The following is a 24,710-nucleotide window of genomic DNA, read 5'->3' on the forward strand; positions in this document are numbered from 1 at the left end:
GGACCATCATGAGCGAAAACACCAGCGACGATTCGAAATTCCACCGCACGACGCCCGCGCGCGCGGCGGCGTCGTCGTCAGACCCGCCGCATGCGGCGTTCGCCTCGTTCGGCGTGGACGCGCTCGCGGGTCTGCTCACCACGCTCATCGCGCTGTCCTACGCTGCGGGCTACGGCGCGATGATCTTCTCGGCCGGGCTCTCGCCGTGGATCGCAGCCGGCATGCCGACGGCTCTGCTCAGTTGCGTGATCGTCGCGCTGGTGGTGTCGCTCACGAGTTCGCAGCCGTTCATGATCGCCGGCCCCGATTCGAACGGCACGGCGCTCCTCGCGGGACTCGCCTCGGCGCTCGCGCTCTCGGTGCACGCCGCGGGCGGCAGCGACGACGCCGTGCTCGCCACCGTGCTCGTGCTGATTGCGGTGACATCGCTCGTGACCGGCGCGCTGCTCTTCGCGCTCGCGTACTGGAAGCGCGGCAACGCGATCCAGTACATTCCGTTTCCCGTGATCGGCGGCTTTCTCGCGGGCACGGGACTGCTGCTTCTGGAAGGCGCGCTGCGCGTGCTCACCGACCTGCCCGTCGGCATCGCGACGCCGCGCATCGTCATGCAGTTGCCGTGGTTCGCGAGCGTGCCCGCGCTCGTCGTGGGCTTGGGGCTGCTCGTGATGACGCGCATCACGCCGCCCTCGCGCTACGTGATCGTCCTGCCGTCGATGATGACGCTCGGCATCGCCATCTTCTATATCGGACTGGCTTCGTCGGGAAAGAGTCTCGAAGACGCCCGCCACATGGGCCTCTTGTTCCACTACGAGCCGATAGGCGGTGCGCGTCTGCCGTTCGCGCTGCTGCACGACGCGTGGCTGCCCGCGCTGTTCTCGAACGCGCCCGAGATTCTGGCGATTGCCGCCGTATCGTCGATGACCGTGCTGCTCAACACGACGAGCATCGGCGTGACGACTTCGCGCGACATCGACTTCAACCGCGAAATGCGCGCGGCCGGACTCGCGAATCTCGTTACCGGACTGGCGGGCGGGCTGGTCGGCGCGCAATCGATGACGCGCACCATGACCAACTGGCGCCTGGGCGTGCGCGACCGGCGCGCGGGCGTGCTCGCGGCGTGTTTCTCGCTCGTCGTGATCGCGTTCTTTCCGAGCCTGATGGCGCTGCTGCCGAAGCCCGTGCTGGTCGGCCTGCAGATTTTCATCGGCGCGGCGATGCTGATCGAATGGCTCATCAACTCGTTCAGACGCCTGCCGTGGCACGACTATCTGCTGATTCCCGCGATCATGGTGTGCATCGCGGTGTATGGCATCGTCGCGGGCGTGCTGCTCGGCGTGGTCGCCGCGTGTCTGCTGTTCGTCGTGCGCTATGGATGCGTCAGTTGCTTTCGCCTCGAATTCGACGGACGCGGCCGGCGCTCGAACGTCGAGCGCACCGTCGACGAAAACCGCGTGCTCGATGCGCAAGCCCACGCGCTCTACGGCGTCGCGCTGCAAGGCTTTCTGTTCTTCGGCACGGCATATTCGATCCTCACGCACATGCGCGCGCGCATCGAGGCGGCGCCCGCTGCGAAGAACGGCAGCGCGAACGTGCGCTTCGTGCTCGTCGATTTCGCGCGCGTGCACGGCGTGGATGCGTCGAGCACCGCGAGCTTCATGCGGCTGCGTCAGGCGTGCGCGCGCGCCAACACACAACTCGTGCTGACCGGCCTTTCGCCCGCGTTGAAGGCGTGGTTCGCCAAAGGCATCACGGACCTGAAAAGTCCGGTCGGCCCGCATGTTTTCGCCGATCTCGACAACGGGCTCGAATGGATCGAAACGCAAGTGCTGAACGCGGCGCGCGCCGCGAATCCGACGTTTGCTGCGCACACGGGCACGTTTGCATCGACATTGCCCGATACGCTCGACGCACTGCGTCCGCATCTGGAAACGCTCACGCTCGCACCCGGCGCCTACGTGTTCCGGCAAGCCGATCCGGGCGATTCGATCTACTTCGTCGAAAGCGGACGCGTGACCGTGGCGCTGTCCGTCGGCGACGAGCGCACGCTGCGGCTGCGCAGCTTCGGCGCGGGCACGATCGTCGGCGAGATGGCGGTTTATACGGGCGCGCGGCGCAGCGCGGATGTCGTCGCCGATGAGCCGACTGTCGTGCTGCGCCTCGCACTTTCGACGCTGCAACGCCTCGAAACCGACGATCCCGCGCTCGCCGCGCGCATGCACAAGTTCGTCGCGCGCGTGCTGGCGGCGCGGCTCGTCGTCGCGAACGAGCAGATCCGGGCGGCGCAATGAAGCGCGCACCGCGCGAGTCGTTCGCTCACACGCTCAAACGCTCGGGCCTGCGCTGGCTTCTGGGTCTCGCGATCCTCGCGGCGCTCGCGGGACACGCGCTCGCGCGTTACGACCTGCGTTTCGTCGACACGCTCGACGCGCTGATCTACGACACGAAAGTGCGCCTCTTCATGCCGCGCACGACCGATTCGCGCATCGCGATTCTCGATATCGACGAGAAAAGTCTCGCGGAACTCGGCCGCTGGCCGTGGGATCGCGCGCGCATGGCGGAACTGGTGAACGCGCTGTTCGCGCGCGAGCGCATTGCGGTGCTCGGCTTCGACATGGTGTTCGCCGAACCCGATGCAAGTTCGGGTCTCGCCGTGCTCGACGAACTCGCACGCGGCGCGCTTGCGAACAATGCCGCTTACCGCGATGCGCTCGCGCGTCTCGCGCCGCACCTCGACTACGATCAACGCTTCGCGGATGCGCTCGCGGGTCATCCCGTCGTGCTCGGCTATTACTTCTCGAATCAGGATGTGTCGAGCGGTGCAATTCCTGCGCCGTTGATGAACGCGAGCGCGTTCGGCACGCATCCTTTCACGCTGTTCGACTGGACCAGCTACGGCGGCAATCTGCCTGCGCTGCAGAAGGCGGCGCGGCGCGCGGGCTATTTCAATCCGGTGATCGATTTCGACGGCGCCGTGCGGCGCGTGCCGCTCGTTACCGAATATCGTGACGGCATCTACGGCGCGCTCTCGCTCGAAGTGATCCGCGCGCTTTTCAACGATGCCGCAGTGACGCCGCTCTTCGACGATCCGACCGATCCCGCCGCGCCGCTCGCGGGCCTCGCACTGACGACGCCGCGCGGCATACGCGTCATTCCCGTCGATGCCAACGGCGCGGCGCTCGTGCCCTATCGCGGCGCGGCCGGCAGCTTCCCGTATTACTCGATCGCCGACGTGCTCGCGCACCGCATTCCGCCGAACGCGCTCGCGGGCAAGGTGGTGCTCATCGGCACGACGGCGCCCGGTCTCATGGATCAGCGCACGACGCCCGTTGGCGAGGTGTATCCGGGCGTCGAGGTGAATGCGAATCTGGTGAGCGGCATGCTCGATGGCGCGATCCGCTTCCAGCCGCCTTTCGCCGCGACGCTCCAGACAATCGCGCTTGTGTTCGCCGGTCTCGCGATGATCTTTCTCTGGCCGTGGCACACGCCCGCGCGCGCGACGCTCGCGACCGCGCTTCTATTAGGCGCGATCGTCGCCGCCGATGTCTTCGTGTTCGCGCGGCTCGACTGGTCGATTCCGGCCGCCTCGCTGCTGCTCGCGGTGCTGGCGCTCTATGTGCTCAACATGTCGTACGGCTATTTCGTGGAGGCGCGCGCGAAGCGTTACTTCGCCGCGTTGTTCGGGCAGTACGTGCCGCCCGAACTCGTCGAGGAAATGAGCCGCCATCCCGAGGACTACAGCATGACGGGCCGGCGCGCCGAACTGACCGTGCTCTTCTGCGACGTGCTCGGCTTTACCGCCATCGCTGAGACGCTCGAACCGGAAGCGCTCGCGCGCCTGATGAACGAGTATCTCGGCACGATGACGGAAGTGATCCGCGCGCATCGCGGCACGCTCGACAAATACATGGGCGATGCGATCATGGGCTTCTGGGGCGCGCCCGTCGACGATCCGGAGCATGCGCGTCATGCGGTGGCGGCGGCGCTCGGCATGCGCGCGGCGCTCGTCGATCTGAACCGCACGCTCACGTCGCGCGGCTGGCCGACGCTGTGGATCGGCATCGGCATCAATACCGGGCCGATGACCGTCGGCGACATGGGTTCGACCGTGCGCAAGGCCTACACCGTGATGGGCGATGCGGTCAACGTCGCCGCACGGCTCGAAGGCCTCACGCGGCGTTTCGATATCGACATCATCGTGGGCGAAGCGACGCGCGAGCAGGCGCCGGATGTTCTGTTCCGCGAGCTGGACCGCGTGCGCGTGAAGGGACGCAACGCGCCGATCGCGGTGTTCGAGCCGCAGTCGTCGAACCGTAACGCCGACGAACTCGCGCGCTGGCACGCAGCGCTTTCGCACTATCGCGCGCGTGCATGGGACGAGGCGCAGGCGCTGCTCGACGTGCTCGCGGCGCAGTATCCCGAGCGGCAACTGTATGCGTTGTATCGCAAGCGTATCGATGCGTTGCGCGGTGTCGAACTGCCCGAGGACTGGGACTGCGTGAGCGCATTCGACACCAAATAGCGAAGTCGCGTGATAACGAAATACTCGGGGAACGGTCATGAAAATTCGCGTGCTCGGCTGCAATGGCGCTATCGGCAACAGCGGCAAAGGCGGCGGCACCACGGCGCTGCTCGTCGATCATGATGTGCTGATCGATGCGGGCACCGGCGTCGCCGTGCTCGGCGATGATGAACTCGCGCGCATCGATCATGTGTTCCTCACGCATTCGCATCTCGATCACATGGCGTATTTGCCGTTGATGATCGACGCCGTGGGCGAGGTTCGCAATGAAGCGCACAACGAGCCGCTCATCGTGCACGCGAGCCGCGCGACGCTCGATATTCTGCATGCGCATGTCTTCAACAATCTGATCTGGCCGGACTTCACGCGCATTCCTTCCGCCGATGCACCCGGCGTGCGATTCGAGGCGCTGGAAGTGGGCGAGCGCGTGGTGCTGAACGGCCGCAGCATCGTTGCGTTGCCGGCGTGTCATTCGGTGCCGGCGATGGGTTACGCGCTATGCAGCGACACGGCCTCGCTCGCGTTCAGCGGCGACACGACGACCAATCCCGCGTTCTGGTCCGCGATTGCCACGCTGCCGGGCCTGCGCCATGTGATCGTCGAAACCGCGTTTCGCGACGAGCAAATCGCGTTGGCGCACGCGGCGCATCATTACTGTCCGAGGCTTATCGCGGAGGATTTGCGCGGCGTCGAGATGCAGGCGGAATTGCTGATCTCGCATCTGAAACCGCCGCACGGCGCGCAGATTCTCGAAGAACTGCGCGCCGCGTTGCCGGACATCGCGTTGCGTGCGTTGATCGACGGCGAAGCCCTGGATGTGTGATGCCGTTCAGCGCGCGCCCGCCGCCACACGACGTTCGATGGATCGCACATTGTTGCCGACCGGCGCGGCATTCACCGGCGCCGCCGGCAATAACTTGCCTTGCAACATTGCGCGCACCGTTCCCGCGATCAACAGGCCGATCACGACATTGCCCAGCACGAAAGCCACCGGCGCGATCCATTGCATCGGGCCTGTTGCGCCGCGTTCGAGCATGCGGATTGCCATCGTCGGCAACGCGGCGGCGCCGAAGCTCACGGCCCAGTACGAAGGCGTGAACGCGCTTTGTCGAATCCACGGAACGAGCCGCGTGAGCGTCAGTGCCTGATAAATCCCGTAGCCGAGCAGCATGTACGCGAACAAGTCCGGCACGCCATGCGTGATCGCGAGATACGACACGCCTCCGACGACCGGCGGCGCAAGCTGGATGCCGAGCGTCGGGCGCAGCGCCTCGGGCAGCGGTTCGTGCACGGCGGCGCGATGCAGCACGATGGATTCGATCGCGATCCACGAGAACACGCCCGCGCCGAAGAAGAGCGCGCCAATCTGCGTGAAGCCGAGCGCCGCGGCCGCCGTTGCCGCAACGAAGCTCGGCGCGACCGTCGGGAGATAGATGGCGGGCGTCGTCAGTTCCGGTTTGCGGCCGCCTTGCCAGAAGCGTCCGTGCAGATACGCGCCCAATACCAGTTGACTCGATACGCCGATCGCGAAGAGCGCGATGGCCAGCTCGCGCGAATAGGCCTGCACGGCCTGGGCGACGAGCATCGTCGAAACGGGGGCCAAGGCGGCGAACGAAGACTGCACCGGATGTTGCATCTCGGCGATTGCCGCATCGCGCTGCACGAGCCATTTGCGCGCATACGCCGCGACAACGACGAGCCACACGACGAGCGACGCCGCCGTCAGAAGCGCCGGCACGGCATCGGGGATGCTCCATACGCGAGCCGCCGCGCGCCATGCGCCCGCAAGCGCCAGCCCACCGACTGCGACTCCGAAAAACGCGACCGGCATCGGCGCGTGACCGTTCGAATGATCCGTACCCTTGTTGCTGTTCATGGCCCTTCTCCGTGAATGGGGTGGAAAGCGCTTGGGCTTTCTGTCCGTCGTTGGAGAAAGATTAGCGGCGAAGGGCCTTGGCGCGAATGTCGCAGCGTCTCGTTCGTCTGCTCGCGCGTCTCAAATCACTCGCCGCCGCGCAGCTTCACCGCGATGTCGTGCCAGTCATCGACCGCGCTTTTCAGTTCTCGGCACAGTCGCGGATCGAGCGTGTGCAGCCGCGTCCACAAGTTCGCGAGGGTTTTCTCGCGGGCCTCGAAGACGGCCACCGCCGCGAGCCGGCTTGCGCCGGCAAGACGCGCCTCGGCATCGGCGCATTCCATATACAAATGCGCGAGATGCGAATCCGCGAGTTCGACGGATCGAAGATGAACAGCCGTAAAGCGTGACTTCATGATGTATCCCCGGTTCTCTCTTTTAGTTCTCGACGCGCCGGTTTTCAACGAGCGATTCGCACGCTCGTGCAGCGCGTTTGCGGGCCAGTATGAAGGCGCGTCGTCAGGCGTGACAAGGCGATTTGCACCCGCTTTGTGCGGTATGGATCGGCAAACGTTTTCGTCGCGAGGGAAACACCGATGCGCGATGCGTTCAACGCCGGCATTGCGCGCGGTAACATCACTTTCATGACACGGCCCACGCAATCCTCTTCGCATTCGACGTCCGCGCCCGCCGCCGATACGCACGGCAAGCGCCGCGGCCTCATGCGCGGCCTGTTCGCGCTGCGTCACTCATGGGCGGGCATTGCCGCGACCTGGCGCGATGAAAGCGCGTTTCGTCAGGAAGCGTGCGTCGCGGCCGTGCTGCTGCCGATTGCCGCGTTCGTTCACGTGAGCGCGGCCGAACGCGTGCTGCTCGCGGGATCGGTGTTGCTCGTGCTGCTCGTCGAGCTCATCAATTCGAGCATCGAGGCGGCCATCGACCGCATCTCGCTCGAACGTCACGAACTCTCGGCGCGCGCGAAAGATTGCGGCAGCGCCGCCGTGACGATGGCGATACTCATCGCCGTCATTGCGTGGGCCGTGATCTGCGGGCCGCTCGCGTGGCGATGGTTACGCGTGCATCTCTGATTCAGCGCGATACGAACGCGCCGATGTGCCGCGCGAGTTCGATCGGATATTGGTACATCAGCGCGTGCCCTGCATCGGAGACGATATCGAGTGTGGCGCGCGGAATGATCCGTTCGAGCTGACGCGCGTTGCTGTCCGCCAGGACGTCGTCGTTCGCGCCCGCGATGATCAGCGTGCGCACCGGCGAGCTTCGCAACGCAGCGGCGGCGGCGGAATCGGCGAACCAGCGCGTCATCGCCTGATTCTGCTGCGCGGCGACCGCATCGGAAACGGGCCGGCCTGTGTAATCGCGCGGCGCGAACATGTCGCCGACAAAACACTTCGACGCGTCCGCGACCACGTTCGCCGGGAACAGCACGGCCATGATCTGCGCGAACGCATCGCGGCCAGAGCTCGCCAACACGTGCTGCACCTGCGGCGTCAGCGGCACCGCGTCCGGGCCCGGCGGCGCGGTCGCGATCAGCGTCAGCGAGGCGACCTTCTCGCGCGCATCGAGTGCGAGTTGCTGCGCGATCATGCCGCCCATCGACCAGCCGGCCACATCGACGCGACCAAGCCTCAGGCCCGCGATGACATCCGCCGCGTCCTCCGCCATCTCGCGCATGCCGTAATCCGGCCCGAAACGTCCGTCGACGATCGCCGAGCGCCCCACGCCACGATTGTCGAAGATGATCACCTCGTGATGCTTTGCAAGCTCGCCGAGAAAATACGCGTTCCATTCGCCGAGCGTCGCGCGGTAGCCGGTGATAAGCAGAAGCGGCGCGCCGCGCCCGAAGCGCGCATAGCCGATCGGCCCGTTCCTGCCCTGCACGGTTTTCACCTGCACGGCGGGATTGCGGTCGGGGCGCGCGGTATTCAGGCCGCATAGCTGGTTCTGGCCCAAGGAGACATCGTCGGCGCGGGCGGACGGCGTGAACACGGCGAGCGCGGCCAACGCAGCGGCGAGCACGCACGACGACACAACGCTTGCGAGCGGCATGGGTTTCATCGGCATGCTCCGGACGATCGGATCGAAGACAGGTTGGAAAGATCTGCGCAAAAACACGCTACGCGTCATGGCCGCGAGGAATAATAGGCGGCGGATCACGCGCCTTCAACAAGAGCTTAAAAAAGGAGTGTCAACCGATGAACCGACTCTTACGCGCCGGATTGTCCTGTGCCGCCGTGCTCGCCCTCGCCGCCTGCTCGACGCCCGTCGAATTCTCGGCGAGCGCCAACCCGCCGCCCTGGAACGACCCCGGCGGCGACGCCGATTTCAGCGGCATGGACAACACCATGTCCGCGTGCAAGACTACCGCGAAGGCGGCGGGCGCGGGCCGCTGCACGCAGGTGCGCGCCTACGAGGCATGCATGAAGGACCGCGGTTACATCACCGTGCTCGGACCCGAGAATCCGCCGAACTGCGGTCAGCCCGAATGGGAGCAGGACGTGCGCAAGTGGCTCAAATGAAGGCGTTCTATTTTCGGTTCGCCATGCGCATGAACAGCACATAGAGCAGCGCGCCGGCCACCGCGCCGATCAGCCAGCCGAGATTGTTCGGCGGCAGCAGCTTGAGCATCTGCGTCGACAATTCCCAGCCGACCGACACCACGCCCGAGACGAGAAGCGCCGCGAGCCCGACTTTGTTCCATCCGCCGTCGTAATAGAAGCGTCCGCTGGGCTGCATCGTATAAAGCTCGGCGGTCTTCACCTGCTGATGTTTGACGAGGTAGTAGTCGGACATCATCACGCCGTACATCGGCGCGAGCACGGCGCCGAACACCGACACGAAGATGGTGATCGCCTTCGGGCTGTCCACGAAAATCCACGGGCACACCAGCACCGCGAGGATCGATGCGATCAGCCCGCCCTTCTTGAAGTCCACATGCTTCGGAAACAGATTGGCGATGTCATAGGCGGGCGACACGAAGTTCGCGACGATATTGATGCCCATCGTCGCGATGACGAACGTGATGCTGCCGATCGCGACCCACACCTTGTTCTCGATGCGCGAGACGATCTCGACCGGGTCCATGATCATCGTGCCGAACACTTTCTCGCTGCCCGCCGTGACGATCACGGTGATGATGGCGAACGCCACGAAATTGAACGGCAGCCCGAGAAAATTGCCGATCTTCATCTGCCGCTCGCTCTTCGCGAAGCGCGAGAAGTCGCCGAAATTCAACAGCAGCGCGGCGAAATAACTCACGACGAGGAGGATCGCGTTGATCATCGCGTGGAGTTGTTCGTCGCCGGAAAGCACCTTGCCCGAGAGCGTCAGATTCAGGCTGCCGAGGCCCGCGCGGTAAAGAATCCAGCCCATCAGGACGAACATCACGACATACACGGCCGGTCCGCAAAAATCGATGAACTTGCGGATGATCTCCATGCCGCGCTGGAAAATGATGAGCTGCAACAGCCACATGAAAAGAAAGCTCACCCAGCCGAGCATGTCGAGCCTGAGGAAGCTCGTATCGCGCCACGCGGCGACGGACGGCACGAACAACAGCAGCAGCGTCGCGACGGCTTTCGACGCGAAGTAGGTCTGCACGCCGTACCAGACAATGCCGACCACGCCGCGAATGAGCGCCGCGAGATTCGCGCCCATCACGCCCATCGAGACGCGCGCCATGACGGGAAACGGAATGCCGTGCACGAGGCTCGGCTTGCCGACCCAGTTCATCAGCACATAGACCACCAGAATGCCGATGGTGAGCGCGAGCAGCACTTGCCAGCCCGAGATGCCCAGCAAAAAGAGGCTCGCCGCGAACGTATAGCCGCCGACGCTGTGCACGTCCGACATCCACATCGCGAAGATGCTGTAGCCGTTCCAGGTGCGCTTTGCGCGCGGGACGGGGGCGAGATCGTGGTTGTAGAGGCGTTCGTCGGCATCGACGATTTCGGCGTCGGCACCGAGCGAGGCATCGGTGGCGGAGGCGATGTGGGAAGCTGACATTGTTTCCTCCTTGTCCGATGCGCGCTCGCATCATGCACCAAGAGTAATCGATGAAACACGCGAGGGTGAGTCCGCTGTGCGCTGCGCCGCCGCATATTAAAGTCCGCCCGAAGCGCTGCCGATATGTGATTCATGAGAAAAAAACGCCTTCACTCCCGGGACATGAACGACGCCTTCGCCGCCGCAGCCGAGGCGCTCGCGCTCTTTTGCCGGCTGCGCAACATCGACGCGGAGGACCTGCCCGCGCAGGAAGTCGATACCCTGCTCGATCTCGCGTTCGAGGAAGCCGCGCAGCGGGCCGCCGCGCGCAGCGAGGCCCGCCGCGCCGGCTGACGCCTGACGCCTGACGCTCGCCGTTCGCCGTTAGCGGCATGGGCTCGGAACTTGCTCGCCGCTAGAGATGCGGCAGCGTTCGCGCCGCGGAGGGTTCATGTCCAAGATTCTCGGCCCCGTGCTCGGCCCGCAAGTGCGCAGCGTCGCGCGCAATCCGTTCGGCTTCGCGATGCGCACGCTCAAGGCATTTCGCGCGAACCAGGGCTTGCTGCTCGCGGGCGCGGTGGCGTATTACGCGCTGCTGTCGATCGTGCCGCTCCTGATCCTGATCGTCATCGTGCTGTCGAAATTCATCGGACAGCAGGAATTGCTCGAAACGCTCGCGCATCTGCTCGAATGGCTCGTGCCGGGTCAGGCGCGCGCCGTCGTAAAAGAACTGGCCAACTTTCTGGCGCACCGCGCCGTGCTCGGCTGGCTTTTACTCGTCACGATGATCTTCTTCAGCTCGCTCGCCTTCACCGTGCTGGAAAACGCGATGTCGGTGATCTTCGTGCATCGCGTTGCCGTGCGCCGCCGGCATTTCCTGCTCTCCGCGCTGCTGCCTTATTGCTACATCCTGTTTCTGGGCGTCGGCATGCTGATCGTCACGTTCGTGTCGAACGGCTTGCAGGCGATGGGCACCAACAGCGTGGACCTGCTCGGCGTCGAGGTGTCGCTCAAGGGCGTGTCGCGGTTGCTGCTCTATCTGCTCGGTGTCGCGGGCGAAATCTTCGTGCTCACGTCGATCTATCTCGTCATGCCGGTCGGACGGCCGTCGCTCAGGCTCGCGCTGCTCGGCAGCATCACCGCCGCCGTGCTGTGGGAAATCACCCGGCACGTGCTCGTGTGGTACTTCGCGACGCTCTCGCAAGTGAGCGTGGTCTACGGTTCGCTGACCACGTCGATCGTCGTGCTGTTCAGCCTCGAAGCGCTCGCGACGCTGCTCCTCTTCGGCGCGCAGGTCATTTCCGAGTTCGAGCGATTCGGCATGGAACGCGATACGCCGCCCCCGCCCTTCAGGACGGATTGAAGCAGCGCAGCATGCCTTCGCGGCCCGCGCGCGATACAGTGGTGCGCCCCCGTTCAGCGCGCTGCCGATGACCAAGCCCCCGTCCGACGCCGCCTCGTCCGTCACATCGCCGCACGGCATCCGCGTGGCGATGCTGACCGTCATCGCGATGCTCGCCTTCGCCGGCAATTCCCTGCTCTGCCGTCTCGCGCTGAAAGGCACGCAGATCGATGCAGCGAGCTTCACGCTCGTGCGCATCGCGTCGGCGGCGCTGGTGCTGTGGCTGATCCTGATCGCGCGCGGCGGCGAGCGTCGTGCGGGAAGCTGGGCATCGGCGCTCGCGCTGATCGTCTACGCGGCGGCGTTTTCCTATGCCTATGTGCGCCTTGCGGCCGGCACCGGCGCGCTGCTGCTCTTCGGCGCCGTGCAGGCGACGATGATCGGCTACGGTCTCAGCCGCGGCGAGCGGCTCGCCGCGGCGCAATGGCTCGGCCTCGCGCTCGCGCTTGCCGGACTCGTCTGGCTGGTGCTGCCGGGGTTGGCCGCGCCCGAGCCGTTTTCGTCGCTGCTGATGATCGCCGCGGGCGTCGGATGGGGCGCGTATTCGCTGCGCGGACGCGGTCTCGCCGATCCGGTCGCGGCCACGGCGGGCAACTTTCTGCGCGCCTTGCCATTCGCGATCGCAGTGTCGGCGCTGGCATTCGCGCACGCACGTCTGGATGCCGCGGGCTTCGCCTGCGCCGTCGCCTCGGGCGCGCTGACGTCGGGCATGGGCTATATCGTCTGGTATGCGGCGCTGAGGGACTTGCGGCCCGCCACGGCGGCGACCGTGCAACTGAGCGTGCCCGTCATCACGGCGACGGGCGGCGTGTTGCTGCTCGGCGAAGCACTCACCGCGCGGCTCGTCGTGAGTTCGGTCGCGATACTCGGCGGCATCGCGCTCGTCGTGCTCTCCCGGCGCACGCATTGACGCGCGCGGCATCGGCCGTATGTGCGCTACCTCACATACGCACAGGAACTTCCTCTGAAGAATGATGCATGCGGATTTTCCCCGATTCTCCAAATGGGGCTGGAACGGAGCGTGCTAACGTAGGTTTTCGGACATGCTTCAACGGCATGTCGCGCGGTGCGGCGAATGGTTTCGCATTGGCCGCCGAGGCCCTGTCAGAGCCCGGCGCATCGAGCATCGCGCGGAGTTCCGCATCTGGCTTCAGCGCCTGACTGCCGTTCGAACGTCGCGGCATCCGGCGCAAGTTACATCGTCCGGGCAAAAATAGCCTGCCGGTTCCAGCCGGGCGGGCATACGCTGTTATGCCCGCCGAAACCGCGGTGAATCATCGGTTGATATTTTCATACGATGAATCACCGCACAGAAACAGCAACGGCGCGGCGCATGCCGCAGCGCCTTCGATTGTCGCGCCGTCCGGTTGTCTCCGGAATGCGCCATGCCGGGCCTGGCACGCCCGCCCGCCGTTCGACGAATATGTACTGGAGAGCGCTGCCATGCCTCACCACGCTGAGCTACCACCCGAAGAGCGCATCGCGGGCCGCGCGAGTCCCGCGAACGACGCCAACGTCATCAATCTCCCCGCGCCCGCAGCCGAATTCGAAGACGAAGCCGGACCGCCGCGCACGCCGCTGCGCTTCGGGCGTCTCGCGCTGTGGATGGCGTCCGCGACCGCGCTCGGCATCGGCGTGCTCGGGACCGTCGCCTACAGCATGTGGTTCAACCACGATCAGCGCGTGTACGCCGAAGCCATGGCGAGCGCGCGTAAGACGCTCGGCATCGATCAGCCGGCGATCGTCGCGCAGACGGAATCGGCGGGCGTGGTCGAAGCGCCCGTGACGACGACGCCCGTGTACACGAGCACGCTCGCGCCCGCGGACAACGCCGCGCGGCTTTCGCCCGACACCGCATCCGACGATACCGCCGACGCCGCCGGCACGGCCGCGCTCGCGGCGACGTCCGCGGCGGCAGCCGCAGCGGCGCAATCGACACAATCGGCGCAGTCGACACAATCGGCGCAGGCCGCACCGGCCGCCGCACAACGGCGCGCGAACGCATCGGCTACGCAAACGGCCGCCGGCAATCGCGCGAATCAGGCAACGCAGTCGGCACAGGCTAATCAGGCCGCTCAGGCCCGCAAACGCGCGGCTCACGCCAAGCCCGAAGGCGGACTCTTTGCGCGCGTGGGCGCGTTCTTTCATCGAGTGAGCTATCGACACAATGTCCCGACCCGTCAGCGAGAGGAGTATTCCCGCCCCTGAGGCGAGCTTCGCGAGCCGCGCCCGGCTCGCCCTGCAGCGTGTGCCGGTGCCGGGCCCGACGCCGCTCGCGGGCGCGGCGCTGCTGTGTTTGCTCTTCGGCCTGCTGTTTCTGGCGCTTCAGGTGCGCGCGATCTTCTCGGCGCAATTGCAGCAGGAATACGTCGGCCTCGTGCTCGAAGCGGTCGAGCGCGCGGATGCGGTGCGCGCCACTGCGCTGTCTTTGCAGGACACGCCCGCCGGGGACACGCAACATCGCGCTGCATATCGCGAAGCGCGCATCGAACTGGCGGCGCGGCTCGCGGCGCTGCACGCGCTGATCACGTCGAGCCCGATGGCGGCGCCCCCCTTGCCGATGTCCGCGCTCTCGCCCGCCACCGCGCTCGGCGAGGCGAGCGGCGCGCTCGATTCCGCCTACGCGTACTGGCGCACCGAACGCGACCGCGCGAGTGCGGACGTGCGCGAGCGAATTCTGAGCGTGTCGCATACGCTGATTGCGTTGTCGGCGATCGTGTTCGGCGTGCTCATCACGGCGCTCGGCATGTATGCGAAGCGCAATCGCCAGCTTCTCGGCATCTCCAACGAATTCGAGCACGCGTCGCTGCACGATCCGATGACGGGCCTGCCCAACCGCCGCAAGCTCTTCGCGGCGCTGGAAGGCGCAGCGAATGCGCTCGCGAGCGGCATGCGCGGGTCGGCGCGCATCGCGGTGCTGTATATCGATCTGGATGGTTTCAAGCGCGTGAACGACACGCACGGCCACCGCATCGGCGACGAATTTCTGATTGCGGTATCGCGGCGCTTTCGTCAGACGGTGCGCGGCGGCGATATGGTCGCGCGCATCGGCGGCGACGAATTCGCGCTGCTCGTGCGCGACTATTCGAGCGATGGCGAACTCGCGGCGATCGCGCAGCGCATCATTGCGTGCGTCGGCGAAACCGACGCGCAGATGGGCCTGTCGATCGTGCGCGCGAGCATCGGCATTGCGAGCTTCCCGGATCGCGTCAACGATTACTGGCGGCTCGTCGCCGCCGCCGATGAAACGATGTACACCGTCAAGCGCAACGGCAAGAACGGCTACGCGTTCGCATCGGCATCCGCTTGAGCGAAGCGACGAGCAAAGAGCCGTCAGGCCGCCGCGCGCAGGTCTTCTTCGCCGCCGAGTGCGCCCGTCAGGGCCGACAGCATGCGCGCGAGTTCACCCGTCATCAGGATGAAGTCGGCTTCGAAGCGTTCGTCGTCGTTTGCTGCGGTGGGGTCGGCCGCTTCCTTGAGGACATCGAGCGCGCTCACGCGCTTCAACGTGAACGACGGCGTCAGCACGAACGACACGCGGTCATCCCACGACATCGCGAGACGCATGCATTGTTTGCCCGCTTCGATATGACGCCGCATGTCCTCGGTTTCGAGCGCGTGACCGACATAGCGCACGGTCGCGTTGCCTTCGCCGGTCGAGCGCAGTTCGGTGTCGCGATCGAGCGTGAAGCCCGAGGGCGCGTCGCCCGACAGCAGCCACTCGGTCATCGCGGACACCGGCGAGCGCGCGGTGCGCACGCTGGCGAGCGGCAGATCGGTGACCGACTTCACCAGCAAGCCGATGATGTCGTCGCACAACGCTGTCGACGATGAATCGATCGCGAGCCAGCCGTTGACCGGATCGATCCACACGCGCGTGTCGCGGCGAATGCTGAACGCGCGCGGCAACAGTTCGTCGGTGACTTGCTCCTTCAGTTCGCGCAACTGCTTGCGGCCCGGTTTGAAGCCCTGCTGCTCTTCGAGTTCGGCCGCGCGTTCCTTGACGAATTGCGTGACCACCGATGCCGGCAGAAGCTTCTTTTCCGCACGATACGTGATGAGCATCTGACGGTTCGCCGTGTAGACGAGCGCATCGTCGCCGCGCGGCGAGACCCAGCCGCGGCGCTCGTTCTCAATACTCGACGCCGCGCTGAACGCGAGCGGTTCGAGCCATTGCTGCATGTGCTGCGGCGTGACGGACCAGTGAGCGGGAAGACGGTGAAGCTGGAGATTCTTGAACCACATGGCGCGGGATTTCGATGTAGTCGGCGGGGCGCCATTCTATACGAGATGACGTTACTCGTTCGCTCGCACGCGTGCCGGCACGATCCGCCATTGCAGATTCACGCCTGCCGCCGCGAGCAGAATGAGCGCGGCGCCCGCCACTTGCAGCCACGCGAGCCGCTGCCCGAACGCGAGCCAGTCGACGACGATCGCGACCACCGGATAGATGAACGACAGCGCGCCGATGGTCGCCGTCGGCAGCTTCTGGATCGCGCCGTAGAGCAGCACGTACATGAGCCCCGTGTTCACGACGCCGAGCACGACGAGATCGCTCCAGCCCGCAAGCGTCGCGGGCGCCTGATCGAAACGCGCGAACGGCGCGAGCATTGCGATGCCGAACAGCACATGCAGCATCGCGATGAGATGCGGCGGCGTGCCCTTCAAACGCTTCGTGACGATCGACGAGATCGCGTACAGAAAGGCCGCGCCGAGCGCATACGCGATGCCTTCGAGATATTGCCCCGGCATGGCGAGCACGGCGGGCTCCACGCGCACCACCATCACGAGCCCGACGAATGCAATGCCGAGCCACGCGACGGTCGATGCCGACACGCGTTCGCGCAAGACGATCACCCCGAGCGCGACAAGCATGAACGGCTGCGTGTTGTAGACGGTCGTCGCCATCGAGATCGATGCGCGCGAATACGCGGCGAACAGCAAGAGCCAGTTGCCGACGATCGCCACGCTGCCGATCAGCACGAGGCCGATCATCCGCCACGAAAAATAGCGCGCCTTTAAAAAGCCCAGCGCCGCGCACACGGCGAGCAGCGTCGCCCCGCCGAACACGCAGCGAAAAAACACCACGTTCCAGGGCGTTTGCCCCGACGACACGACGAGCCAGCCGATCGTGCCCGACATCAGCATGGCAAGCGACATCTCGATCGCGCCGCGACGCAAGTCATTCCCGTGCGATGCGTTCGCAATGCGCGCGTTCATTTGTTCGGTGTTCATCCTGGCCTGCTTAAAACGAGTTTCGATGCGTTCAAGTCTAACGATGCGCTTCGCTCAAAACCATGCTTAAAATGAGGCACGCAAAACGTTCATCCTTTGAATCGAAGGCGATTATGACAAAGAACCTTGGCGCATCGCCGGCGGGCATCGACGCTATCGACCGCGAACTGATCGGCGTGCTGGCAAGCGACGGACGCATCGCGATCAGCGAGCTTGCCAAACGCATCGGCTTGTCCGCGCCGAGCACGGCCGAACGCGTGCGGCGGCTGGAAACGCAAGGCGTGATCCGCGGCTTTACCGTCGATATCGACCCGCGCGCGCTCGGCTATACGTTGCAGGCCATCGTGCGGGTACAGCCGCTGCCGGGGCAGCTGCATCTCGTCGAGGACGCGATCCGGCGCATTCCCGAGTTCGTCGAATGCGACAAAGTCACGGGCGACGACTGTTTCGTGTGCCGCCTTTATCTACGCTCGATCGAGCATCTCGACGACATCCTCAGCCGCGTGACGGAACGCGCCGCGACGAGCACGGCCATCGTGAAGGCGACGCCGATCGAAAGACGTCTGCCGCCGCTTGGCTGAATGAAGCCCGTGCGTTTTTTGCGCGCCGGGGAACGGCGTTACACTAAGGGCGCTTGGAACGCAGGACGGGTTCTGCAACAGCTTATGCGCGAAAGGAGCGACCATGAGTGACTTCGACGCCAGCAGCACCTTCCGCGGGCTTCCGCTGACTCCCGAGCAGGATGCCGAAGTGCGGCATTACATCAAGAAGAAAAAGCAGCGCGACGAGCCGTGGGACACGCCCGAACTGGAAGCGATGCTGCAGGACATGCTGGAGCCGCCCGCCGACGAAGACTCGGTGATCGATGAAGACACCGACGACGAAACGCGCGCGGTGGCGGAGCGCGCGTCGGCGTTCATCGACGAAGGCATGGACCCGATCGAGAACAGCGAGGAGTGGCACGCGGCGATGGAAGCCGAGGCTATGAAAGGGCCGCGCCGCTGAGTTTGCAGCGTCACTTGCAAAAAAAGCGCCGGTCGATGCCGGCGCCGTCTGTACTTTCTTCATATGCTGCGCTGCACTTCAGCGCCGGTGCATCCAGTCACGCGGCGGATGCGTGTCGAGCCAGCGCGCTTTGGGCGTGTGAATGTGCGGGTGCCGGTGATGCATGACGAGAACCACCGCGATGCACAACACCAGGATGACGCCCGCCATCAGGCTGATCATCGGCTCGGTCATCGGGACCTCCTCTCGGTCAAGGGACGATGACTTCATTCTAGGCGCTGTTCCGCGCGCCGTTTCATCGCCGTTTCATACGCCCGCGCAAAAGCTAAGCTGCAACACAGATAAACGAATCGGCGCCAAGCGAAAGCGCCCGGCGTGCTTGTGTCCTATGCTTGTGTCCATGGTGCTTTGGCAATCGACGATCACGCAACCGACGATCACGCAACCAGGAGACGCAGCATGGCGACATGGAAACCGGATCCGAGCTTCTACCCTTCCCCGCGGCTCGCGGCGAAGGCTCCGCGCGAAACGCTCGCCTACGTCGCGACATTCGATCCCGAGCGCAAGACACCGGACAAGATCGCCGTAGTCGATGTGGACCCCGCTTCGTCGAGCTATACGAAGATCGTCGGCGAAGTGTCGATGCCCGATATCGGCGACGAGTTGCATCACTTCGGCTGGAACGCGTGTTCTTCATGCTTGTGCCCGAACGCGCCGCATCCGCATATGGAGCGGCGTTATCTCGTCGTGCCGGGGCTGCGCTCGTCGCGCATTCATATTCTCGATACGAAGCCCGATCCGAAGCAGCCGGTCATCGTCAAAACGATCGAGCCTGAAGAACTCGCCGAAAAGACCGGCTATACGCGCCCGCATACCGTGCACTGCGGGCCGGGCGGCATCTATATCACCGCGCTCGGCAATGCCGAAGGCAAGGCGCCCGGCGGCGTGCTGATGCTCGACCAGCAGAGCTTCGATCCGCTCGGCCGCTGGGAAGTGGATCGCGGCCCGCAACGTCTCGCTTACGACGGTTGGTGGCATCTCGGCTACGACACGATGGTCACGAGCGAATGGGGCACGCCCGATACCTTCGAGGACGGCCTTGTGCCCGAGCTTTTGCTCGGCGCGAAATACGGGCGCAAGCTGCATTTCTGGGACTTCACCAAACGCAAGCACCTACAGGAAATCGACTTCGGCGACGAATATCAACTCGTCTTCGAACTGCGCCCCGCGCACGATCCGACCAAGGCGTACGGCTTCGTCAATTGCGTGATCAGCCTGAAGGACCTGTCGTCGTCGATCTGGACCTGGTATCGCGACAAGGACAAGTGGGCGGTCAAGAAAATCATCGACATTCCCGCCGAACCCGCCGACGCCGACAAGCTTCCGCCGCTGCTCAAAGGCTTCGGCGCGGTGCCGCCGCTCGTCTCCGATATCGATCTGTCGATGGACGACCGCTTCCTCTACGTCTCGTGCTGGGGCACCGGCGACATGCTGCAATACGACGTCTCCGACCCGTTCGCGCCGAAACTGACGGGCAAGGTGCGCCTGGGCGGCATCGTCTCGCGCGCGACGCATGCGGGGGCCGCGAACGGCGCGCTCAACGGCGGACCTCAGATGGTCGAAGTGAGCCGCGACGGCCGCCGCGTCTACTTCACGAACTCGCTTTACGGCGCCGTGGATGCGCAGTTCTATCCCGAAGGCATCGACGGCTGGATGGTCAAGCTCGACGCCGCGCCGGACGGCGGGCTTGCCGTCGACCGAGACTTCTTCATCGACTGGCCGAAGGGACATCGGCCGCATCAGATCCGGCTGCAAGGCGGCGATTGCTCGTCGGATTCTTACTGTTATCCGTGATGCGCCGCGAGCCGCCCGCATGAACGCCGTGAATGCCGTCTCTCCCGCGCTGCTCCTCACGGCCGCGGGCCTCGGCGCGTTTCATGGCCTCAATCCCGCGATGGGCTGGCTGTTCGCGGTCGCGCTCGGCATCTACGCGAAGAGCCGGCGCGTCGCGCTCGTGTCGCTCGTGCCGATCGCGCTGGGACACGCGGCGTCCGTGGCGCTCGTGCTGGCGGGCGCGCTCACTCTGGGCGCCGTCGTCGGTCACGACAGCCTCGCACGCGCGTGCGGTGTGCTACTGATCGGCTGGGGCGTATGGAACGCGTGGCGCGGCCATCGCGGACGGCCGACCGTCGGCATGCGCACGGGTCTGGCGGGGCTCGCGCTGTGGTCGTTCGTGATGTCGAGCGCGCACGGCGCGGGGCTCATGCTCGTGCCCGCGCTGCTGCCGCTGTGCAGCGGGCCGGTGTCGGGCGGCGCTTTCGAGGCCGGCGCGCTCGCGCTGACGGTGCACACGGGCGCGATGCTCGCGGTGATCGCCGCCATCTCCATGTTCGCGATGTCCCTTCAAGCGCGCGGCGGACTGGGCTTTTTGCGCCACGGCTGGATCAACATCGATTGGCTCTGGAGTGTGGCCCTGATCGCATGCGGCGTGCTGCTCTTCGTGTAGCCTCGACTCATTTCCCGTGTGCGTGCGCGCCGCTCGACGCGTAGCCGGCGGCATGGCCGAAGTCGGCTCTAGTTCGGCGGGGAACGCCTACCGGTGTCGATTGCGCGCGCATGCGACTCCCGGCAATATCGCCCGGACAGAACACGAATATCGCGGCGCACCACCGAATCATCCAGCCGACAACAACGTGGGGAGCTTCCCGATGCGTGAAATTTCATACGAAGAACAAACAGTCAATTCCGGCAATCCGCTCGCACGCTTCGCGCATCGCAGCCGCATGTCGATGGCGATCGATCTCGTCAGCAAACTGTGCGCGAATCGCGGCACGGTCGTCGATTTCGGCGCGGGGCCGGGTCTGTTTCTGCATACGCTCGGCGGAGCGCGCCCGGACGTTACGCTGATCGGTCACGATATGTTCATGGCGCCGGCGTTTCCCGAAGTGAACTACGCCGAATCGCTCGATTCAGTGGCGTCGAGCAGCGTGGATGTGCTCACCGCGTTCGAGGTCTGCGAGCATCTCTACGACAACGAACTCGATAACCTTTTGAGCGACGCCGCGCGCATTTTGAAGCCGAACGGCGCGTTCGTGATCTCCGTGCCGATCATGTACGGGCTCGCGATCGGGCCGAAAGTATCGAACTGGATGATTCGCAGCCGCTCGTTCAAGTCCGAGTACTCGCCTGCGGAACTGGTCAAGGCGATGGTCGGCATTCGCGTGAGCCGCCCCGAAAATCCGCGCACGACGCATAAGGGGTTTGATTTCCGCGAACTGCGTGATGTGGTGAGCAAGCGCTTCGTGATCGATGCCACGCATCTGAGCCCGTTGCCGATCGCGCCGTGGTGGATGAGTTCGCAGTATTTTATGATCTGCCGGCCGAAGGGTAAGGGTTGATTGTTCGGGGCGTGGTGGGGGCTGTTGGCGCTTTCGTTGACGATCGCGTTGGCATTGGCACCGCGTCCGGCATTTTGCATGCGTTATGCCGGATGGCGCTTTGTATGCAGAATGCCGACGGTGAAGGTTATTGATCTGTAGCTATTACTCCACGTACATCGAGCCGGACTGGCGGTTGTTAGTCCGGCTCTTGCATTTGGACTTTTGCATTTTGTCTTTTGGATGCGTTATGCCGGATGGCTTTCGCATGCAAAAACGCCAACGCCAAAGGGGCTCTCGTCCACGGCCCACACTTCGCAGGGTATTGAGCCGGCTGGCTACCGTTAGCCCGACTTTTCGTGGGCTAGTCCGCCGTATCGCGTTTTGACTTCTGCATGCGATATACCAGATGGCGTTTTGCATGCACAACGCCAACACTGAGGGCTATTCCCCCGCACCGTATTGATCAGAACCGGCAATCGTCGGCCCGGCTTTTGCATTTGACCTTATGCATGCGTTATTCCATTTGGAACAACGCATGCAAAATGCACATTCAATCCCGCCGCGACACTTCTTCAGCACTCGGCAACTCCGCCGTAGTCCATCCTCCGCCAAGCGCTTTGACGAGCGCGACACTCGCCGCCATGCGCCTCCGTTCGATGCGCACGGCCGCGCGTTGATCGGACAGCACGATTGCCTGCGTCACCACCACGCTGAGATACGTGATCGCGCCGTTTTCATATCGGTTGCTGACCTTGCCGAGCGCCCGTTGCGCCGCGTCCACCGCATCGCGCTGCGCTTCGCCCTCGCGGCGCAGCACGTCGAGCGCGTTCAGGTTGTCCTCCACCTGTCCGAAGGCCGTCAGCACGGTTTGCCGATAATCGGCGACGCTCTCGTCGTAGGCGGCGCGCGCGGTGTCGCGCGCCGCTGCCCGGCCGCCGAAGTCGAGCACGGTGAATGCAAGCTGCGGCCCGAGCGACCAGAAGCGGCTCGGCGCTTGCAGCCACGAACTGAAATGCGTCGCCTCCAGGCCGCCCGTCGCGGCCAGCAGCAGGTTCGGAAAGAACGCCGCCGTCGCCACCCCGACGCGCGCATTCGCATCGGCGACGCGCCGCTCTGCCGCCGCGATATCCGGCCGTCGTTCGAGCAGCGCCGACGGCACGCTGAGCGGCAACGCGGCGAGCGCGGCCGAAGGATGCGGCGCATGCGCTTCGTTGAGCGGCGCGACATCGAGTGTGAAGCTCGAAGGCGCTTCGCCGACGAGAATCGCAATCGCATTGACGAGGCTCACGCGCGTGGTTTCGAGATCGATGAACTGCGCCTGCGTCGCGCGCAATTGCTCCTCGGCCTGCGCGACGTCCGACTCTGCCGCAACGCCGCCCGCGAAGCGATCGCGCGTCAAGGCGAGCGCGCGCTCGTAAGCCTGCAATGTCGCTTGCAACAGCCGCTCTTCCTCCACCGTGCCGCGCAGATCGAAGTAGTTGGTGGCAAGCTCGGCCTGCATCGACAGAATGGCGCTCTGCAGGTCCGCGGCGCTGGCCTGCGCCTGCGCCCGCCCGCCTTCGACCGCACGCGAAATGCGGCCCCACAGGTCCGGCTCCCACGAAATTTGCGCATCGATCAGATAGTCCGGCACCGTCACGCCCGCGCTCGACTTGTACAACACGTTCGACGACGCCCGCGACTGATTGAACGCCGCATTCGCGGTGACGGTCGGGAAGTAAGCCGACCGCGCCTGCGCCACTGCGGCGCGCGCTCCGCGAAAACGCGCGGCGGCGGCGGCAACGGTCTGATTGGCCGTCGCGACGCGCTCTTCCAGCGCGTTCAATTGCGGATCGCCGTAGACCTCCCACCATGGCGCGCGCGGCTTTGCATCGGCGGGTTGCGCGGGCTTCCAGTCCTGCGATGTTGAAGTCGATATTGATGCCGATGCCCCCGAAGGCGCATCGAGCGGCGCTTGCGATTTATACGCAGCCGGCACGGCGACTTCGGGCCGCACATAGTCCGGTCCAACCGTGCAGCCCGCGATACTTGCGACGCTCGCGATGCTCGCGATAGTGAGCCACCGGGGAACACTCACGCGCATCATCACGACTCGCTTCCTTCGGCTTTCGCCGTCGCGCCGCTCGCGCCCGCGCCCGCCTCCGCGCGTCCGACGCGCACGGCCGCGCCGTCGATAATCGAGTCGGGCGGATTGACGATCACGCGTTCATCGCCCTTCAGGCCCGACACGATTGACACGCGCGTGCCGTAGTCCGTGCCGAGCGTGATCGGCAGGAGCTTCACGCGATTGTTCGCATCGACGCTTGCCGCATGCACGCCATCGGGACGAAACAGCAACGCGTTGCCCGGCAGCGTGTACGAAGGATTCGCGCTCGTGAGACGAAAGCGCACCTGCGCATACGCGCCTGCGAACAACTCGCCGGTCGGATTCTTGACATCGACTTCGACGCGCATCGTGCGTGCCACCGGATCGACCGCGCCCGACGTGCGCACCGTCACGCCTTCGAACTTGCGATTGCGCTCTTCGTTGAGCAACAGCTCGGCGGGCAAGCCCGTGTTGACCATTCGCGCATACGCCTGCGGCACATCGACGAACACACGCAACGTCGATGCATCCTGAATGTGAAAGAGCTCGCGGCCTGCCGTGCCGCTGCCCGCATCGATCAATTGACCGACATCCGTATTGCGCGCGGTCACGACGCCATCGAACGGTGCATAGATCTTTTGGAACGACACGAGTTGTTCGAGCCGCGACACGTTCGCCTGCGCCGCGTTGAGCGCCGCTTCCTTCGCGAGCATGTCGCCGTTCTTCTCGTCCGTTTCCTGACGCGATACCGAATTGTTCTTGAGCATCTGCGCCCAGCGTTCGGCGGTCGTTCTCGCGAGCAGATAGTTCGCGCGCGCGGTCTGCGCATCGGCGCGAGCCTGACGCAACTGATCGTTGATTTCGGGCGCATCGATCTCCGCGAGCAACTGGCCCTTCTTCACTTTCGTGCCGATATCCACGGTCCAGCGCTTCAGATAACCGTTGGTGCGCGCGAAGATCGGCGCATCGGAGTATGCGCGGATATCGCCCGCGAGCACGAGGTCCTGCGATGCCTTCATGCGCATCGGCTTGATGACCTCCACCGTCTGCATGCCATGCTCGTTCGCATCGCGTTCGAGTTCCGCATGCGCTGCACGCCGCGAAAGTATGCCTTGCGCGATGAGCGCGACGATCACGACGAGCGCGATCACGAGCCATAAGCGCCCGCGCTTCGTGTTGCCCGATCGTTGCGACAACTGCTTCTCCATTCTCACTCCGCCTGCAGA

Annotated in this window: 24 protein-coding genes; 15 read left to right on the forward strand and 9 right to left on the reverse strand. The window is 64.9% G+C overall.

The features are described from left to right. Positions 1-8: 8 nt before the first annotated feature. The 3 genes from BRPE64_RS06970 to BRPE64_RS06980 are packed head-to-tail and all read left to right on the forward strand — an operon-like array spanning position 9 to position 5,342. Positions 9-2,288, forward strand: coding sequence for an SLC26A/SulP transporter family protein (locus BRPE64_RS06970; protein WP_016345360.1), 2,280 nt, complete (start codon positions 9-11; stop codon positions 2,286-2,288). Further along, a complete protein-coding gene (locus BRPE64_RS06975) occupies positions 2,285-4,519 on the forward strand; it encodes a CHASE2 domain-containing protein (RefSeq protein WP_016345361.1) in 2,235 nt (744 codons plus the stop codon). The genes BRPE64_RS06970 and BRPE64_RS06975 overlap by 4 nt, the downstream gene beginning before the upstream one ends. Before the next feature lie 37 nt (positions 4,520-4,556). Continuing rightward, entirely contained in the window at positions 4,557-5,342 is a 786-nt protein-coding gene (locus BRPE64_RS06980; protein ID WP_016345362.1) for a 3',5'-cyclic-nucleotide phosphodiesterase, read from the forward strand. Positions 5,343-5,348: 6 nt separating this feature from the next. Here BRPE64_RS06980 and tehA read toward each other — a convergent pair whose 3' ends face one another. Together tehA and BRPE64_RS06990 are read right to left on the reverse strand one after the other, a co-directional pair. Beyond that, complete coding sequence (gene tehA / locus BRPE64_RS06985; protein WP_016345363.1) at positions 5,349-6,395, reverse strand: dicarboxylate transporter/tellurite-resistance protein TehA; 1,047 nt, start codon at positions 6,393-6,395, stop codon at positions 5,349-5,351. A gap of 125 nt (positions 6,396-6,520) precedes the next feature. Then, positions 6,521-6,790 (reverse strand): hypothetical protein, encoded by a 270-nt coding sequence (locus BRPE64_RS06990; RefSeq protein WP_016345364.1) that lies wholly within the window; start codon positions 6,788-6,790, stop codon positions 6,521-6,523. A gap of 180 nt (positions 6,791-6,970) precedes the next feature. Here BRPE64_RS06990 and BRPE64_RS06995 point away from each other — a divergent pair, with 180 nt between their 5' ends. Next, complete coding sequence (locus tag BRPE64_RS06995) at positions 6,971-7,462, forward strand: diacylglycerol kinase (RefSeq protein ID WP_016345365.1); 492 nt, start codon at positions 6,971-6,973, stop codon at positions 7,460-7,462. A 1-nt stretch (position 7,463) separates the two neighbouring features. Here BRPE64_RS06995 and BRPE64_RS07000 read toward each other — a convergent pair whose 3' ends face one another. Beyond that, the gene (locus BRPE64_RS07000) at positions 7,464-8,450 is read right to left on the reverse strand and encodes an alpha/beta fold hydrolase (protein WP_232519162.1); all 987 of its coding nucleotides are present in this window, start codon (positions 8,448-8,450) and stop codon (positions 7,464-7,466) included. Between the two features lie 137 nt (positions 8,451-8,587). Here BRPE64_RS07000 and BRPE64_RS07005 point away from each other — a divergent pair, with 137 nt between their 5' ends. Next, a complete protein-coding gene (locus BRPE64_RS07005; protein WP_044041335.1) occupies positions 8,588-8,911 on the forward strand; it encodes a hypothetical protein in 324 nt (107 codons plus the stop codon). Between the two features lie 7 nt (positions 8,912-8,918). On the opposite strand, the gene BRPE64_RS07010 is transcribed toward BRPE64_RS07005, so the two are convergent. Beyond that, entirely contained in the window at positions 8,919-10,397 is a 1,479-nt protein-coding gene (locus BRPE64_RS07010) for an NCS1 family nucleobase:cation symporter-1 (protein WP_016345368.1), read from the reverse strand. Between the two features lie 132 nt (positions 10,398-10,529). On the opposite strand from BRPE64_RS07010, the gene BRPE64_RS32790 reads away from it, so the two are divergent. The 5 genes from BRPE64_RS32790 (at position 10,530) to BRPE64_RS07030 (ending at position 15,088) form a co-directional block, all read left to right on the forward strand. After that, positions 10,530-10,730, forward strand: coding sequence for a hypothetical protein (locus BRPE64_RS32790; protein WP_144063332.1), 201 nt, complete (start codon positions 10,530-10,532; stop codon positions 10,728-10,730). Between the two features lie 97 nt (positions 10,731-10,827). Continuing rightward, a complete protein-coding gene (locus BRPE64_RS07015; RefSeq protein WP_016345370.1) occupies positions 10,828-11,739 on the forward strand; it encodes a YihY/virulence factor BrkB family protein in 912 nt (303 codons plus the stop codon). A gap of 67 nt (positions 11,740-11,806) precedes the next feature. Beyond that, positions 11,807-12,688 (forward strand): DMT family transporter, encoded by an 882-nt coding sequence (locus BRPE64_RS07020; protein ID WP_016345371.1) that lies wholly within the window; start codon positions 11,807-11,809, stop codon positions 12,686-12,688. A 533-nt stretch (positions 12,689-13,221) separates the two neighbouring features. Further along, positions 13,222-13,986, forward strand: a complete 765-nt coding sequence (locus BRPE64_RS07025) for a hypothetical protein (protein WP_016345372.1) — start codon at positions 13,222-13,224, stop codon at positions 13,984-13,986. 40 nt (positions 13,987-14,026) lie between these two features. Further along, complete coding sequence (locus BRPE64_RS07030) at positions 14,027-15,088, forward strand: GGDEF domain-containing protein (RefSeq protein ID WP_016345373.1); 1,062 nt, start codon at positions 14,027-14,029, stop codon at positions 15,086-15,088. A gap of 23 nt (positions 15,089-15,111) precedes the next feature. On the opposite strand, the gene BRPE64_RS07035 is transcribed toward BRPE64_RS07030, so the two are convergent. Both BRPE64_RS07035 and BRPE64_RS07040 read right to left on the reverse strand, forming a co-directional pair. Continuing rightward, complete coding sequence (locus BRPE64_RS07035) at positions 15,112-16,023, reverse strand: recombination-associated protein RdgC (protein WP_016345374.1); 912 nt, start codon at positions 16,021-16,023, stop codon at positions 15,112-15,114. 51 nt (positions 16,024-16,074) lie between these two features. After that, positions 16,075-17,013, reverse strand: a complete 939-nt coding sequence (locus tag BRPE64_RS07040; protein ID WP_016345375.1) for a DMT family transporter — start codon at positions 17,011-17,013, stop codon at positions 16,075-16,077. A gap of 113 nt (positions 17,014-17,126) precedes the next feature. On the opposite strand from BRPE64_RS07040, the gene BRPE64_RS07045 reads away from it, so the two are divergent. Together BRPE64_RS07045 and BRPE64_RS07050 are read left to right on the forward strand one after the other, a co-directional pair. Beyond that, positions 17,127-17,594 carry an Lrp/AsnC family transcriptional regulator gene (locus tag BRPE64_RS07045; RefSeq protein ID WP_016345376.1) on the forward strand — a complete coding sequence of 156 codons (468 nt, stop codon included), beginning with the start codon at positions 17,127-17,129 and terminating at the stop codon, positions 17,592-17,594. A 103-nt stretch (positions 17,595-17,697) separates the two neighbouring features. Next, a complete protein-coding gene (locus BRPE64_RS07050; RefSeq protein WP_016345377.1) occupies positions 17,698-18,018 on the forward strand; it encodes a hypothetical protein in 321 nt (106 codons plus the stop codon). A 78-nt stretch (positions 18,019-18,096) separates the two neighbouring features. Here BRPE64_RS07050 and BRPE64_RS33165 read toward each other — a convergent pair whose 3' ends face one another. Continuing rightward, entirely contained in the window at positions 18,097-18,252 is a 156-nt protein-coding gene (locus tag BRPE64_RS33165; RefSeq protein ID WP_016345378.1) for a hypothetical protein, read from the reverse strand. A gap of 225 nt (positions 18,253-18,477) precedes the next feature. Between BRPE64_RS33165 and BRPE64_RS07055 the strand changes: the two genes are divergently transcribed. From BRPE64_RS07055 to BRPE64_RS07065, 3 genes are read left to right on the forward strand one after another with little or no spacing between them, the layout of a single operon-like run. Beyond that, positions 18,478-19,872: a selenium-binding family protein gene (locus BRPE64_RS07055; protein WP_044041339.1), complete on the forward strand. Its 1,395-nt coding sequence runs from the start codon at positions 18,478-18,480 to the stop codon at positions 19,870-19,872. Positions 19,873-19,900: 28 nt separating this feature from the next. Next, positions 19,901-20,524, forward strand: coding sequence for a hypothetical protein (locus tag BRPE64_RS07060; protein WP_044042050.1), 624 nt, complete (start codon positions 19,901-19,903; stop codon positions 20,522-20,524). Positions 20,525-20,576: 52 nt separating this feature from the next. After that, positions 20,577-21,416, forward strand: a complete 840-nt coding sequence (locus tag BRPE64_RS07065) for a class I SAM-dependent methyltransferase (protein ID WP_232519163.1) — start codon at positions 20,577-20,579, stop codon at positions 21,414-21,416. A 532-nt stretch (positions 21,417-21,948) separates the two neighbouring features. Here the strand turns inward: BRPE64_RS07065 and BRPE64_RS07070 are convergent. Further along, positions 21,949-23,484, reverse strand: a complete 1,536-nt coding sequence (locus BRPE64_RS07070) for an efflux transporter outer membrane subunit (protein ID WP_016345382.1) — start codon at positions 23,482-23,484, stop codon at positions 21,949-21,951. Then, positions 23,484-24,692, reverse strand: a complete 1,209-nt coding sequence (locus tag BRPE64_RS07075) for an efflux RND transporter periplasmic adaptor subunit (protein ID WP_016345383.1) — start codon at positions 24,690-24,692, stop codon at positions 23,484-23,486. Before BRPE64_RS07075 ends, BRPE64_RS07070 begins: the two co-directional genes overlap by 1 nt. Positions 24,693-24,710 lie beyond the last annotated feature (18 nt).

It is taken from the genome of Caballeronia insecticola (genome assembly GCF_000402035.1).
Taxonomy (GTDB): Bacteria; Pseudomonadota; Gammaproteobacteria; order Burkholderiales; family Burkholderiaceae; genus Caballeronia; species Caballeronia insecticola.